This window comes from Geodermatophilus sabuli (assembly GCF_900215145.1).
Classification (GTDB): Bacteria; Actinomycetota; Actinomycetes; order Mycobacteriales; family Geodermatophilaceae; genus Geodermatophilus; species Geodermatophilus sabuli.
This window is the reverse complement of sequence record NZ_OBDO01000013.1, coordinates 53,528-67,332: the sequence shown is the minus strand read 5'-3', so window position 1 is coordinate 67,332 and position 13,805 is coordinate 53,528. Positions and strand designations below refer to the sequence as shown.

Here is a 13,805-nt window from a genome sequence, read left to right as displayed (position 1 = left end):
CCCTCCGGTTGGTCCTGACCGAGAAACGGCGTCGGCCGGGGTGGCGGATCGTCCCCCACCCCGGCCGACGCCTCGTGCTGTCGTGCCGCCGTGCGCCCTACAGGGCGTCGGCGCCGCGCTCGCCGGTGCGGACCCGGACGATCTCGTCGATCGTGGTCACCCACACCTTCCCGTCGCCGATCTGGCCCGTGGAGGCCGCCTCGACGATCGCGTCGACGACGCGAGCGGCGTCGATCTCGCCGACGACGACCTCGATGCGGACCTTGGGGACGAAGTCCACCTGGTACTCCGCGCCCCGGTACACCTCGGTGTGGCCGCGCTGGCGGCCGAAGCCCTGGACCTCGCTGACGGTCAGCCCGGCGATGCCGATCAGCTCGAGGGCGTTCTTGACGTCGTCCAGCTTGAACGGCTTGACGATGGCGGTGACGAGCTTCACGCCCGGACTCCTTCCGTGTTACGGGCCTCGGCTCGCGCCTGCCCGGCCAGTGGTGCAGTGGAACCGCCGCTGCCCAGGGAGGTGAAGTCGTACCCCGACTCGGCGTGCACGACGTTGTCGATGCCGGTCACCTCGTCCTCCTCGGTGAGGCGGAAGCCCATGGTCCTCTGGATGACCGTCCCGATGATCCAGGTGGCCCCGAACGAGACGACCATGACCACGAGGGCGCCGACGACCTGGCGCCACAGCTGGTCGACCCCGCCGCCGTAGAAGAGGCCGTCGACACCGGCCGGGGCCTCGGCGGTGGCGAGGAAGCCGACCGCGATGGTGCCCCAGAGCCCACCGACCAGGTGCACGCCGACGACGTCGAGCGAGTCGTCGTAACCCAGCTTGTACTTCAGGCCCACGGCCAGGGCACAGACGGCGCCGGCCAGCAGGCCGACGATGATCGCGCCGACCGGCGAGACCGACGAGCAGGACGGCGTGATCGCGACCAGGCCGGCGACGGCGCCGGAGGCGGCGCCCAGCGACGTGGCGTGCCCGTCGCGCAGCTTCTCGGTGGCCAGCCAGCCGAGGATGGCGGCGCAGGTGGCCACCAGGGTGTTGACCCAGACGACGGCCGCGGAGTTGTTGGCCGCCAGGGCGGAGCCGGCGTTGAAGCCGAACCAGCCGAACCACAGCAGGCCGGCGCCGAGCATCACCAGCGGCAGGTTGTGCGGGCGCATCGCCTCACGGCCGAACCCGCGCCGCCTGCCGAGCACGAGCGCGAGCGCCAGCGCCGCCGCACCGGCGTTGATGTGCACCGCGGTGCCACCGGCGAAGTCGATGGCCAGCAGGTCGTTGGCGATCCAGCCGCCGATGTGGCCGTCGGCGTCGAAGTCGAACACCCAGTGGGCGATCGGGAAGTAGACGACGGTGGCCCAGACGCCGGCGAAGACCATCCAGGCGCCGAACTTGGCCCGGTCGGCGATGGCGCCGGAGATCAGCGCGACGGTGATGATGGCGAAGACGGCCTGGAAGCCGACGAAGGCCATCGTGGGCAGGCCGCCGGCCTCGGAGGTGAGGTCCTCCATCAGCCCGTTGAGACCCAGGAACTCCGTGGGGTTGCCCAGCAGGCCCCCGCCGACGTCGTTGCCGAAGGCGATCGAGTAGCCGTAGAGCACCCAGAGGACGCCGATCAGGGCCAGGGCCCCAAAGCTCATCATCATCATGTTGAGGACGCTCTTCGCGCGGACCATGCCGCCGTAGAAGAGCGCCAGACCAGGGGTCATCAACAGCACGAGCGCCGCGCTGGTGAGGATCCAGGCGGTGTCGCCGGTGTTGACCACGGCAACCTCCTGTGGTGGGTCGAGGGCCGGATCGGCCGCGGGGTCGGCCCGGCACGCTGGTGTGCCGGGGCGGGGCTGGTGGCGCCGGCGCTCCCGGCGGCGGACCGGCGGGGCGACGTGGCGTTCACCGTGCCGCCCTCCTGTTTCACCTGGGTGCGCGCCACTGTTTCCGCACGGTGAACTCCCGTCCGCGTGTCCGGACCCGGTGTTCCAGTCGTGTTGCCGGCCCCCGTGGAGTGGCCGGGAGCACACCGGGACCGACCTTGTTGCGACTGGTGTGCAATTGCGAAGGCCCTGCAATAAGGTCGCCGACGGCGCATGCCGCGTCCCGCACCGACGACGTCCCCGAGGAGGCAGCGTGCACGTTCCCGACGGGTTCCTGGACGCCCCGACATCCGTGGCCACCGGCGTCGTGGCCGCCGGCACCGTGGCGCTGGCCCTGCGCGGCGCGCGCCGCGAGCTCGACGAGCGCACCGCTCCCCTGGCCGGCCTCACCGCCGCCTTCGTCTTCGCGGTGCAGATGATGAACTTCCCGGTCGGTGCGGGCACCAGTGGTCACCTGATCGGCGGCGCGCTCACCGCCGTCCTGGTCGGGCCGTGGACGGCGGTGTTGTGCATGACGGTGGTCCTGCTCGTCCAAGCCCTCCTGTTCGCCGACGGCGGGCTCACCGCCCTCGGCACCAACGTCTCGCTCATGGGGCTGGTCGCCGTCGGCGTGGGCTACGGCGCCTTCCGGCTCCTGCGGGCCGTGCTGCCGCGCACCCGGACCGGCGTGCTGACGGCGGCCGGCATCGGCGCCTTCCTCTCCGTGCCCGCCTCCGCGCTGACCTTCGTGGGCCTGTTCGCGCTCGGCGGGGTCGCCGACGTCCCGCTCGGCACGGTGGCCACGGCGATGGGCGGCATCCACGTGCTCATCGGCCTGGGTGAGGCGGCGATCAGCGTGGCGGTGCTCGGCGCGGTCCTCGCCGTCCGGCCCGACCTCGTGCACGGCGCGGCCGCGCTGCGCCGGCCGGCCGACCTCGCCCGCCGGTCGGCACCGGCCGAGGTGGGCGTCCGATGAGCGCCTCCCGCCGCAGCCGGGGCCTGTGGGTCGCCGGCCTGCTGGTCGCCCTCCTCGTCGCCGGGGTGGGCAGCTGGTACGCCAGCGGCTCCCCCGACGGCCTGGAGTGGGCCGCCGAGGAGACCGGGTTCGCGCACACCGCCGAGGACGGCGCCGCCGCCGACTCCCCGCTCGCCGACTACGCCGTGGCCGGCGTCGGGTCCGAGCGGCTCTCCGGCGGGCTGGCCGGCGTGCTCGGTGTCGCGGTCACCCTGCTGCTCGCCGGTGGCGTCACCCTCCTGGTCCGCCGGCGCGGCCGGGAACCCGCCGGCGCCGGCGACTGACGTGGGCGCCGGGCACGGCGGCGTCCTGGGCGCCGCCTACGTCGCCGGGGACAGCCCGGCGCACCGGCTGGAGCCACACCTCAAGCTCGTCGCCGTCCTCGGGTTCGCCCTCGTCGTGGTGGCCACCCCGGTGCACGCGCCGTGGGCGTGGGCCGCCTACGGCGGGTACCTCGCGCTCGTGCTCGGCGTCGCCGCGGTCGCGGGGGTGCGGCCCGGACGGCTGGCGCGCGGGCTGGTCGTCGAGGTGCCGTTCGTCGTCTTCGCGCTGCTGCTGCCGGTCGTCGCGCGCGGGCCGCGGGTCGACGTCCTCGGTTTGTCCCTCTCCGAGAGCGGGCTGGCCGCCGCCGGCGGCCTGCTGGCCAAGGCGACCCTGTCGGTGCTGGCCGCCACCGTGCTGGCCGCCACCACGCAGCCGCGGGAGCTGGTGCGCGGGCTGGAACGGCTGCGGCTGCCGTCGGTGCTCGTGCAGATCCTCATGTTCATGTTCCGCTACGCCGACGTCGTGGGCGGTGAGCTGCGGCGCATGCGCGTGGCCCGGGAGTCACGCGGCTTCCGTGGCCGCCACGTCGGCGCGCTGCGGGTGCTCGGCCCCGCGGCCGGCTCGCTGTTCATCCGCTCCTACGAGCGCGGCGAGCGGGTGCACCTGGCGATGCTGTCGCGCGGCTACACCGGGCGGATGCCCAGCGGCCCGGCCGCCGTCGTCCCCGCGCAGGCCTGGCTGACCGCGCTCGCCCTGCCACTGGCCGCGGGCGCCGTCCTGGCGTCTGGTCTGCTGCTCGGGTGAACGCCCCACCCTCGTCCGCGGGCTCGTCGCGCCCGGAGCCCTCCCTGCGGGTCGAGGACCTCGCCTTCGCCTACCCCGACGGGCACCAGGCCCTCTTCGGTGTCGACCTGCGCATCGAGCAGGGTGAGCGGGTGGCGCTGCTCGGGCCCAACGGCGCGGGCAAGACCACGCTGGTGCTGCACCTCAACGGCATCCTCCGCGCCGGCCGGGGCTCGGTGACGGTGGCCGGGCTGCCGGTGGACCGGGCGCACCTGCAGGAGGTGCGGCGGCGGGTCGGCATCGTCTTCCAGGACCCCGACGACCAGCTGTTCATGCCGACCGTCGGCGAGGACGTCGCCTTCGGTCCGCGCAACCTGGGCCTGCCCGAGGCCGAGGTCGCCGCCCGGGTCGCCGCGGCGCTGGACCAGGTGGGCATGACCGGCTCCGCCGACCGCCCGCCGCACCACCTGTCCTTCGGCCAGCGCCGGCGGGTCGCGGTGGCCACCGTCCTGTCGATGCACCCGGAGGTCCTGGTGCTCGACGAACCGTCGTCCAACCTCGACCCGGCCGGCCGCCGGGAGCTCGCCGAGGTGCTGCAGGCGCTGCCGGTGACCATGCTGATGGTCACCCACGACCTGCCCTACGCCCTGCAGCTGTGCCCGCGGTCGGTGGTCCTGGACGGCGGCATCGTGGTCGCCGACGGGCCGACCCGCGAGCTGCTGGCCGACACCGAGCTGCTCGCCCGCCACCGGCTCGAACTGCCCTACGGGTTCGACCCGGCGAACGTCCCGTGATCGCCTGCCCCGTCCCGGGTCCCGCCCCGAGCCTGCGAGGGGTGGGGAGGACGGGGTCCTTTCTCAGTCGGCGCCGCCGACCAGGGCCTCGGCGAAGGCCTCCGGCTCGAAGGGCGCGAGGTCGTCGGCCCCCTCCCCCAGCCCGACCAGCTTCACCGGGATGCCGAGCTCCCGCTGCACCGAGACGACGATGCCGCCCTTGGCGGTGCCGTCGAGCTTGGTGAGGACGACGCCGGTGACGGTCACCGCCTCGGTGAACACCCGCGCCTGGACGACGCCGTTCTGCCCGGTCGTCGCGTCGAGGACCAGCAGCACCTCGGTGACCGGCGACTGCTTCTCCACGACCCGCTTGATCTTGCCCAGCTCGTCCATGAGGCCGCCCTTGGTGTGCAGCCGCCCGGCGGTGTCGACGACGACGGTGTCCACCTCGGCCTCGACGCCGGTGCGGACCGCCTCGAAGGCGACCGACGCCGGGTCCGCCCCCTCGCGACCGCGGACGGTGAGGACGCCGACCCGCTCGCCCCACGTCTCCAGCTGGTCGGCGGCGGCGGCCCGGAAGGTGTCGGCCGCCCCCAGGACGACGCTCCTGCCGTCCCCGACGAGCACGCGGGCGATCTTGCCGACGGTCGTCGTCTTGCCGGCGCCGTTGACGCCCACCACCAGGACCACGCCCGGCCGACCCTCGCGGCGGTCGACGCCCAGGGTGCGGTCGAGGTCCGGCCCCAGGACGGCGGTCAGCTCGCGGACCAGCAACTGGCGCAGCTCCACGCCGGAGGCGGTGGCCAGCACCAACGACTGGGTACGCAGCCGCTCGACGATCTGCGTGGTGGCCGCGATGCCGACGTCGGCGGCCAGGAGCGTCTCCTCGACCTCCTCCCAGTCGTCCTCGGTGAGCCGCTCGCGGGCGAGCACGGTCAGCAGGCCGCGCCCCAGCGAGGACTGTGACCGGGCCAGCCGGGAGCGCAGCCGCACCAGCCGGCCGGCCGAGGGCGGCGGTGTCTCGAAGACCAGGCCCGGCTCGGGCTCGGCCGGCGGCAGCGGTGCGGTCGGCGCGGGGGCCTCCGCGGTCTCCGGTGGCAGACCGAGGCCGCTCGCGGTCGCCCCGGAGGGCGGGGCCTCCTCCGTGGGCGCTGGTGGGCGCGGGCGGGTCAGCGTCGTGCCGGCCACGGCATCGTCGTCCAGGCGGGTGGTGCGGCGGCCGCGGCCGACGAGCAAGCTGACCCCGAGGACCAGCGCGACGACGAGGATCGCGACCGCGATCAGCACGAACTCCATGCCGTCAGTCTCCCAGCCCCCGTACAGCTGGCTATGGGCGGAATCCAGGTCGGTGGGCCACTCTGTCGGCATGCCGCTGCCCGGCCGGGAGTCCCCGGTCCTCCTCCTCGGTCCACTCCTGCGGCACGTCGACCCGGTCTCGGCCACCGTCTGGGTGGAGACCGACCGGCCGTGCGAGGTGACGGTGCTGGACCGCAGCGCCCGGACCTTCACCGTCGGCGGGCACCACTTCGCCCTCGTCGTCGTCGAGGGGCTGGAGCCGGGGAGCACCACGCCCTACGACGTCCGCCTCGACGGCGAGCGCGTGTGGCCCGAGGCCGCCTCCCCGTTCCCGCAGAGCCGCATCCGGACGCCGGGTCGGCCCGGGCCCTTCCGGATCGCGTTCGGCTCCTGCCGCTACGCCACGCCCAGCAGCGTCGACCTCACCGAGGGCATCCCGCCCGACGCGCTGGACACCTACGCCGCCCGGCTGGCCGAGCGGCCGGAGGCCGAGTGGCCGGACGCGCTGGTCCTGCTCGGGGACCAGGTCTACGCCGACGAGCTGACGACGGCGACGCGGAAGTGGCTGTCGCTGCGGCGTGGCGAGCACACGCCGGCCGGCGCCCAGGTGGCGGAGTTCGACGAGTACACCCGCCTCTACGCGGAGTCCTGGAGCGACCCCCAGGTGCGCTGGCTGCTGTCGACGATCCCGTCGTCGATGATCTTCGACGACCACGAGATGATCGACGACTGGAACACCTCGGCCGCCTGGCGCCGGAAGGTGACGGGGCAGGACTGGTGGAAGCACCGGATCTGCGGCGGGCTGGTCAGCTACTGGGTCTACCAGCACCTGGGCAACCTCAGCCCCCAGGAGCTGGCGGAGAACGCCACGTGGCAGGCGGTGCGCGAGCACTCCGACGACGCCGAGCCGGTGCTGCAGGCCATGGCCGAGGCCGCCGACGCCGACCCGCGCTCGGTCCGCTGGAGCTACGTGCGGCACTGGGGCGACGCCCGGATGGTCATGATCGACAGCCGGGCGGGGCGGGTCCTCGACGAGCACCAGCGGCGGATGCTCGACGACGACGAGTTCGCCTGGGTCGAGGCGGCCCTGCGCCGCGCCGTCGACGAGGGGGTCGAGCACCTGGTCCTCGGCACCTCGCTGCCGTGGCTGTTGCCGCACGCCATCCACGAGATCGAGCGGTGGAGCGAGACGCTGAACGGCCGCCACCTCGGGGGGCCGATCGGGTGGCTCTCGGAGCAGCTGCGCCAGGCCGCCGACCTCGAGCACTGGGCCGCCTTCAACGACTCCTTCGAGCGCCTGGGCCGGGTCCTGGTCTCGCTGGCCCGAGGTGAGCACGGCCGGGCGCCGGCGACCGCACTCGTGCTCTCCGGCGACGTCCACCACGCCTACGCGGCCGAACTGGTCTCACCTGGCGGGCTCGCCACCCGGGTGTACCAGCTGACCGTCTCCCCGCTGCACAACGAGGCACCGCACCCGATCAAGATCGGCTTCCGCATGGGCTGGAGCCGTTGGGCGCGACGGCTGACCACCGGCATGGCTCGGCTCGCCCGAGTGGGCCCCTCCGAGCTGGACTGGGCGAAGGCGGCCGGCCCGTTCTTCGGCAACCAGCTCGGCGAGCTGGTGCTCGAGGGCCGCGAGGTGCGCTTCCGGTTGTTCGTCTGCGAGCGCGCAGGCACGGACGGGGCCGTGCTGCGCGAGGTCGCCGACCTGCCGCTGTCCGACCCCGTGGCCGCGGAGGTGACAGGCTGAGGCGGTGACCGACGCGACCGGGACGAAGCCCGCACCGGGCCCCGACCAGCCGCCCATCCCCGTCCGGCTGGTCACCTTCAACACCCACCACGGGGTGGGCGACGACGGCCGGCACGACCTGCCGCGCCTGGCGAAGGTGCTGGCCGCGGCCGACGCCGACCTCGTCTGCCTGCAGGAGGTCGACCGCTACTTCGGCGACCGCAGCGAGGACGTCGACCAGGCGCTGCTGCTGTCCCGGGCCCTGGACATGCAGCTGGCGTGGGGGCCGGCGATCGACGAGCCACGCCGCGACGACCGCGAGCGCCGCCAGTACGGCAACGCCCTGCTGTCGCGGCTGCCGATCCTCGTCAGCGACGTCCACCCGCTGCCGGGCAGCGGCGAGCCGCGCAGCGCCCTGCGGACCATGGTGGAGCTCGACGGCGGCACGCTCTGGGTGACGACGACGCACCTGTCCACGCGCGCGGACCAGGAGCGGGCCGCGCAGGCCGCGCTGCTGGCGGAGCTGCACACCGAACCGATGGCCGCCGGCGTCCTCGTCGGCGACTTCAACACCGCCCCGGACGCCCCGGAGCTGGGGTCCTTGCGCGAGCGCTTCACCGACGCCTGGGAGCTGGCCCGCGACCGCGACGACCAGGCCCGGTGGCGGTTCTGGCGCCAGGACGAGGGCCACACCCACCCGGCGCGGCGTCCGCACCGGCGGATCGACCACGTGTGGGTGTCCTCGGGCGTCGCGGTCGCCGGCGCCCACGTGCTCGACAGCGCCGGGGCGTCGGACCACCTCCCGGTCGTCGTCGACCTCGAGGTCCCCTCCGGCGTCTAGCCCGCCGCACGATCCGGCCCCTTCCAGGGCACCGCCCCGAGCGGGCGAGGGGTGGGGAGGAGGGGGTCCTTCAGGCCGGTTCTGCCTCGCGCAGGCGCTGGCTGATGACGCCGGTGATGCCGTCGCCGCGCATGCTCACGCCGTACAGGGCGTCGGCGATCTCCATCGTCCGCTTCTGGTGCGTGATGATGATCAACTGCGAGGTCGACCGCAGCTGCTCGACCAGGGTCAGCAGCCGGCCCAGGTTGACGTCGTCCAGCGCCGCCTCGACCTCGTCGAGCACGTAGAACGGCGAGGGCCGGGCCCGGAAGATCGCCACCAGCAGCGCGACAGCGGTCAGCGAGCGCTCGCCGCCGGACAGCAGCGACAGCCGCTTCACCTTCTTGCCCGGCGGCCGCGCCTCGACCTCGACGCCGGTGGTGAGCATGTCCTCGGGGTCGGTGAGGGTGAGCCGGCCCGAGCCGCCGGGGAACAGCGTGGCGAAGACCTGCTCGAACTCCCGCTGCACGTCGGCGAAGGCCGAGGCGAAGACGGTGTGGATGCGCTCGTCGACCTCCCGGACGACGGTGAGCAGGTCGCGGCGGGTGGCCTTGAGGTCCTCGAGCTGGGTCGCGAGGAACGAGTGCCGCTCCTCCAGCGCCGCGAACTCCTCCAGGGCCAGCGGGTTGACCTTCCCCAGCGTGGCGAGGTCGCGCTCGGCCTTGGCGGCCCGCCGCTCCTGCGCGGCGCGGTCGTAGGGCTGCGCCTCCGGCTCGGGCTCCCCAGCGGCCTGCGCCGCGGCGACCTGGGCGGGCGTGGGGGGCACGGGGGCGGCCGGCCCGTACTCGGCCAGCAGGGTGGGCAGGTCCACGCCGTACTCCTCGGCGGCGCGGCCCTCCAGCGTCTCGATCCGGTACCGCTGCTCGGTCCGGGCCACCTCGTCGCGGTGCACCTCGTCGGTCAGCCGCTCCAGCTCCGCGGTGGCCGCCCGCACCGCCGCCCGCACCTCGAGCAGCTCGGCCTCCCGTGCGGTGCGCACGCGGGCCAGCTCGTCGCGCTCGGTGGCGGCGCGGGCCAGCGACGTGGCCAGCGCGGTGAGCGCGGCGTCCGCCCCCGTCCGCACGCGGGCGGCGACCAGCGCGCCCCGCTCCCGGGCGACCCGGGCGACGGCGGCCCGCTCCCGCGCCGCGCGTTCCTGGCGGGCCTGCCGGCGCAGCGACTCGGCGCGGCCGGCGAGTGCCCGGGCACGCTCCTCGGCGGTGCGCACGGCCAGCCGGGCCTCGGTCTCGGCCTGCCGGGCGGCCGCGGCCTCCAGCCGCAGCCGGTCGCGGACAGCGGGGTCCGGCTCCTCCTCCACCGGCGCGGCCTCCGCGTCGGCCAGCCGCTGCTCCAGCCCCGTCAGCGTCGCCTGTGCCTGCTCGAGGGCCTGCTCGGCGCGCACCCGGGCGGCGGCGGAGCGCTCGGCCTCCGCGGCGGCGGAGCGGGCGGCGGCACCGAGCTCGGCCAGCTGGGCGGCGGCCGCCGAGCGGGTGCGGTCCGCCGCCTGGCGCGCGGCGAGGGTGGCGTCGACGTCGGCGGAGCGGTCCCGGGCGGTCTGCCGGACGGCGGCCAGCCGGTCGGCGAGGTCCGTGGCCCGCGCGGCGGCGGCGGCGAGCTCGCGGTCGGCCTCGTCGACCCGGGCGCGCACCTCCAGGCCGGAGGGCGCGTTGGCGGAGCCACCGACCGACCAGTCGGCACCGACCACGTCGCCGTCCGCGGTGACCGCCCGCACCCGCGGGTGGGTGCGCACGAGGGCGACGGCGGCGTCGAGGTCCCCGACGACGGCGACCCGGTCCAGCGCGCGGGCCAGTGCCGGGCGCAGCTCCTCGGGCGCGGTCACCAGGTCCAGGGCCCACCGGACGCCGTCGGGGAGCCCCGGCCAGCCCTCCCGGGGCAGCGGCGGCAGGCCGCCCGTGACGAGCAGCCCCGCCCGGCCGCCGTCGACGTCCCGCAGGTGGGCCAGCACGCCCGCGGCCCCGGCGACGCCGTCGACGACGAGCGCGTCGGCCAGGCCGGCCAGCGCCGCGGTCAGCGGCACCTCCGCACCGGGCTCGACGGTGATCCGCTCGGCCACCGGGCCGAGGACGCCGGGCAGGCCGGCGGCCAGCGCCGCCGCGGTGCCGTCAGCGGGGGCCAGGCCCAGGGCCAGGGCGTCCCGCCGGGCCTGCCACGAGGCGCGGTCGCGCTCGGCGGCACGCTCGGCGGCGGCCAGTTCCGTGACGGCCGCGGCCGCGGCGGTGTGCGCGGCGACGGCGTCCTGGTGCGCGGTGACCAGCTCGACGTCGGAGTCCTCCTGGCCGGACACCTCCTCGCGTCGCTCGGCGAGCCGCTCGGCGGCGACCTCGGCGCGGTCGGCGGCCTCACCGGCGGCCAGCGCCAGCCGCTCGATCTCCGACTCCCCCGCCGCCACGCGGGAGCGCGCGGCGGCGACCTGGCCGGACAGCCGGGCCAGGCCCTCGCGCCGGTCGGCCAGCGCGCGGGCCGCGGCGACCCAGGCCTTCTCGGCGTCGGCGAGCGCGGACTCCACGTCGGCGCGGGCGGCGACGGCGGCGGCCAGCCGGCCGCGCTCGGCCGTCAACCCCGCGGCGAGCTCCGTCTCGGTGGCCGCGACCCGGTCGGCCTCGGCGTCCAACTGGTCGGGGTCGCGACCGCCGGCCGCGGCGGGGAGGGCCGCGGACAGGTGCCGGTGCCGCTCCGCGGCCAGCTGGGCGACGCCGCGGAAGCGCTCGGTGAGCGCTGACAGCCGGTACCAGGTGTCCTGCGCCCCGCCCAGCAGCGGCGCGTTGGCGGCCAGCTCGGCCTCCAGCGCCGCCTCCCGGGTCGAGGTCCGCGCGAGGTCGGCCTCGACGGCGGTGCGGCGCTGCCGGGCGGCCGTCTCGTCGGCGACGTCCTTCTCCAGGGCGTCACGCAGCTGCACCAGGTCGTCGGCGAGCAGCCGCAGCCGGGCGTCGCGCAGGTCGGCCTGGACGCCGGCGGCGCGGCGGGCGACCTCGGCCTGCCGGCCCAGCGGCTTCAGCTGGCGGCGCAGCTCGGCGGTGAGGTCCCCGAGGCGGTCCAGGTTGGCCTGCATCGCGTCGAGCTTCCGGAGCGCCTTCTCCTTGCGCTTGCGGTGCTTGAGGACGCCGGCGGCCTCCTCGACGAAGGCGCGCCGGTCCTCGGGACGACCGGAGAGAACGGCGTCGAGCTGCCCCTGACCGACGATGACGTGCATCTCCCGGCCGATGCCGGAGTCGCTGAGCAGCTCCTGGACGTCGAGCAGCCGGACCTTGTCGCCGTTGATCTCGTACTCGCTCTCACCGGAGCGGTACATGCGGCGGGTGATCGAGACCTCGGTGTACTCGATCGGGAGGGCGCCGTCGGCGTTGTCGATGGTCAGGGTCACCTCGGCGCGGCCCAGGGCCGGGCGGCCGGCGGTGCCGGCGAAGATGACGTCCTCCATCTTGCCGCCGCGCAGGCTCTTGGCCCCCTGCTCGCCGAGGACCCAGGCGATCGCGTCGACGACGTTGGACTTCCCGGAGCCGTTGGGGCCGACGACGGCGGTGATCCCCGGCTCGAGACGGAGGGTCGTCGCGGACGCGAAGGACTTGAAGCCCTTCAGCGTCAGGCTCGACAGGTGCACGGGGAGACGACCCTAGCCCGGCGGGCGCCCGCGCCGGGGACGCGCGGCGCGGGCGGGGCGGGTGGTGCCGGTGGGGCGGAAGCGGTTCAGGCGAGCGCCGGCTCGGCGTTGTCGCCGGCCATGCTCAGCAGCTCGTGGGCGATGGCGGCGTCCCGCTGGGCGCGCAGTTCCTGCAGTTCCTGCTCCAGCCGGCGCACCTTCGCCCTGAGGACGGCGTTCTCGTCGCCTACTCGGAGCTCAGCGGGGGTGACGACGTGACCGAACAGGGCCTTGGCCATGGCGAATGCGGCCTTTCGACTGCGTGAGTGAGTGACCTGCGCCCCGTCGGACGGTCGGCGCGGTCCGTGTGTTCCCAGGGTGACAGGCCCTGACACGCAGGTCAACGGCCACCCTGCACACCAATCGTGTCGGGGGGATGTCGCGTTCGTCACCCCGTGGTGAACCCGGTCATCCCCTGTGCCGCGTCGTCCCGGACGTCGACGTCCGTGACGCGGCCGGGGGCGTCCGCGCCGTCCAGCCCGGCCAGGACGGCGGCCACGGCGTCGGCGTCGCCCTCGAGGACGACCTCGACCCGGCCGTCGGCGAGGTTGGTCGCCGACCCGGCGACGCCGGCCGTTTCCGCCCGGCTGCGGACGAACCAGCGGTAGCCGACGCCCTGCACCGCGCCGGACACGACGGCGACCACGCGACGCGTCATGAGCGGCGGGGTCGGGTGGGCGAGGAGCGAGGCCGCGGCTGGCAGCGCGGGCAGCTGTAGCTGGACCGGTTCATGAACGACTCCCGCACGATCGCCGTCCCGCACCGGGGACAGGGCCGGTCGGCCTGGCCGTAGACGGCGAGGAACCGCGAGAAGTAGCCGCTCTGGCCGTTGACGTCGACGTAGAGGGAGTCGAAGGAGGTGCCGCCCTGGGCGAGGGCCTCCCCCAGCACGTCGCGGACACCGTCGAGCAGGTCGCTCACCTGCGTCCGGGTGAGCTTGTCGGTGGGACGGTTGCCGTGCAGCCGCGCCCGCCACAGCGCCTCGTCGGCGTAGATGTTGCCGACGCCGCCGATCAGCGTCTGGTCCAGGAGCGCGCGTTTGACCTCGGTGTGCCGACGGCGCAGGGCCGCGTTGAAGGCGTCGGCGTCGAAGGAGTCGTCGAGCGGGTCGATCGCGATGTGCGCCAGGCGCGGCGGGAGCCCGGCAGCGTCGCCACCCGCCCCGTCCCCTCCTGCCGGCCCCGCCTCCTCGACGACCAGACCCCCGAACGTGCGCTGGTCGACGAAGCGCAGCTCGCGGCCGCCGTCGGTGAAGGTGAACCGGGCCCGCAGGTGCGTCTCGTCCGGCGCGGACGGCTTCTCCACCAGCAGCTGCCCGCTCATGCCCAGGTGGGCGACGAGCGCCCGGTCCGACGGCGCGCCGTCGGGCTCGGCCAGTGGCAGCCACAGGTACTTGCCGCGGCGGTGGGCGGCGGTGAACGTGCGGCCGGTCAGCGCGGCCACGAAGTGCTCGGTGCCCTCGAGGTGGCGGCGGACGGCGCGCGGGTGGTGGACCTCGACGGTGGCCACGGTGCGCCCGGCGACCCACTGCTCCAGGCCGCGCCGGACCACCTCGACCTCGGGGAGCTCGGGCACGGCCG

General features: G+C 75.3%; 13 protein-coding genes. 6 read left to right on the top strand and 7 right to left on the bottom strand.

The annotated features are described in order from the left end of the window. Positions 1 to 97: 97 nt before the first annotated feature. Both CRP39_RS23840 and CRP39_RS23835 read right to left on the bottom strand, forming a co-directional pair. On the bottom strand, positions 98 to 436 hold the full coding sequence (locus CRP39_RS23840) for a P-II family nitrogen regulator (protein ID WP_097208882.1): 339 nt from the start codon (positions 434 to 436) through the stop codon (positions 98 to 100). Continuing rightward, positions 433 to 1,764, bottom strand: coding sequence for an ammonium transporter (locus CRP39_RS23835; protein ID WP_097208881.1), 1,332 nt, complete (start codon positions 1,762 to 1,764; stop codon positions 433 to 435). Before CRP39_RS23835 ends, CRP39_RS23840 begins: the two co-directional genes overlap by 4 nt. 358 nt (positions 1,765 to 2,122) lie before the next feature. Between CRP39_RS23835 and CRP39_RS23830 the strand changes: the two genes are divergently transcribed. Genes CRP39_RS23830 through CRP39_RS23820 form a run of 4 tightly spaced genes read left to right on the top strand, consistent with a single transcriptional unit; the run spans position 2,123 to position 4,704 of the window. Then, entirely contained in the window at positions 2,123 to 2,824 is a 702-nt protein-coding gene (locus CRP39_RS23830) for an energy-coupling factor ABC transporter permease (protein ID WP_172442609.1), read from the top strand. Further along, positions 2,821 to 3,147: a PDGLE domain-containing protein gene (locus CRP39_RS27085; protein WP_172442608.1), complete on the top strand. Its 327-nt coding sequence runs from the start codon at positions 2,821 to 2,823 to the stop codon at positions 3,145 to 3,147. The genes CRP39_RS23830 and CRP39_RS27085 overlap by 4 nt, the downstream gene beginning before the upstream one ends. Before the next feature lies 1 nt (position 3,148). Continuing rightward, positions 3,149 to 3,931, top strand: a complete 783-nt coding sequence (gene cbiQ / locus CRP39_RS23825) for a cobalt ECF transporter T component CbiQ (protein WP_097208949.1) — start codon at positions 3,149 to 3,151, stop codon at positions 3,929 to 3,931. Beyond that, entirely contained in the window at positions 3,928 to 4,704 is a 777-nt protein-coding gene (locus CRP39_RS23820; RefSeq protein ID WP_172442607.1) for an energy-coupling factor ABC transporter ATP-binding protein, read from the top strand. The genes cbiQ and CRP39_RS23820 overlap by 4 nt, the downstream gene beginning before the upstream one ends. Positions 4,705 to 4,767: 63 nt before the next feature. Here the strand turns inward: CRP39_RS23820 and ftsY are convergent, their stop codons facing one another. Further along, positions 4,768 to 5,979 carry a signal recognition particle-docking protein FtsY gene (gene ftsY, locus CRP39_RS23815; RefSeq protein ID WP_097208880.1) on the bottom strand — a complete coding sequence of 404 codons (1,212 nt, stop codon included), beginning with the start codon at positions 5,977 to 5,979 and terminating at the stop codon, positions 4,768 to 4,770. 70 nt (positions 5,980 to 6,049) lie between these two features. On the opposite strand from ftsY, the gene CRP39_RS23810 reads away from it, so the two are divergent. Both CRP39_RS23810 and CRP39_RS23805 read left to right on the top strand, forming a co-directional pair. Then, the gene (locus CRP39_RS23810; protein ID WP_097208879.1) at positions 6,050 to 7,729 is read left to right on the top strand and encodes an alkaline phosphatase D family protein; all 1,680 of its coding nucleotides are present in this window, start codon (positions 6,050 to 6,052) and stop codon (positions 7,727 to 7,729) included. Positions 7,730 to 7,733: 4 nt separating this feature from the next. Then, positions 7,734 to 8,549 (top strand): endonuclease/exonuclease/phosphatase family protein, encoded by an 816-nt coding sequence (locus CRP39_RS23805; protein WP_097208878.1) that lies wholly within the window; start codon positions 7,734 to 7,736, stop codon positions 8,547 to 8,549. 70 nt (positions 8,550 to 8,619) lie between these two features. Here the strand turns inward: CRP39_RS23805 and smc are convergent, their stop codons facing one another. The 4 genes from smc to mutM all read right to left on the bottom strand — a co-directional run bounded on the left by smc (position 8,620) and on the right by mutM (position 13,800). After that, positions 8,620 to 12,186 (bottom strand): chromosome segregation protein SMC, encoded by a 3,567-nt coding sequence (gene smc / locus CRP39_RS23800; protein WP_097208877.1) that lies wholly within the window; start codon positions 12,184 to 12,186, stop codon positions 8,620 to 8,622. Between the two features lie 86 nt (positions 12,187 to 12,272). Continuing rightward, on the bottom strand, positions 12,273 to 12,464 hold the full coding sequence (locus CRP39_RS23795; protein ID WP_097208876.1) for a hypothetical protein: 192 nt from the start codon (positions 12,462 to 12,464) through the stop codon (positions 12,273 to 12,275). 149 nt (positions 12,465 to 12,613) lie between these two features. Continuing rightward, positions 12,614 to 12,883: an acylphosphatase gene (locus CRP39_RS23790; RefSeq protein WP_097208875.1), complete on the bottom strand. Its 270-nt coding sequence runs from the start codon at positions 12,881 to 12,883 to the stop codon at positions 12,614 to 12,616. Continuing rightward, the gene (gene mutM / locus CRP39_RS23785; RefSeq protein ID WP_097208874.1) at positions 12,880 to 13,800 is read right to left on the bottom strand and encodes a bifunctional DNA-formamidopyrimidine glycosylase/DNA-(apurinic or apyrimidinic site) lyase; all 921 of its coding nucleotides are present in this window, start codon (positions 13,798 to 13,800) and stop codon (positions 12,880 to 12,882) included. The genes CRP39_RS23790 and mutM overlap by 4 nt, the downstream gene beginning before the upstream one ends. Positions 13,801 to 13,805 lie beyond the last annotated feature (5 nt).

What these genes read in the sequence shown, in the direction of transcription:
- CRP39_RS23795 (WP_097208876.1), bottom strand. Translation starts at nt 12,464, where the DNA reads ATGGCCAAGGCCCTGTTCGGTCACGTCGTCACCCCCGCTGAGCTCCGA.
- CRP39_RS23810 (WP_097208879.1), top strand. Translation starts at nt 6,050, where the DNA reads ATGCCGCTGCCCGGCCGGGAGTCCCCGGTCCTCCTCCTCGGTCCACTC.
- CRP39_RS27085 (WP_172442608.1), top strand. Translation starts at nt 2,821, where the DNA reads ATGAGCGCCTCCCGCCGCAGCCGGGGCCTGTGGGTCGCCGGCCTGCTG.
- CRP39_RS23790 (WP_097208875.1), bottom strand. Translation starts at nt 12,883, where the DNA reads ATGACGCGTCGCGTGGTCGCCGTCGTGTCCGGCGCGGTGCAGGGCGTC.
- ftsY (WP_097208880.1), bottom strand. Translation starts at nt 5,979, where the DNA reads ATGGAGTTCGTGCTGATCGCGGTCGCGATCCTCGTCGTCGCGCTGGTC.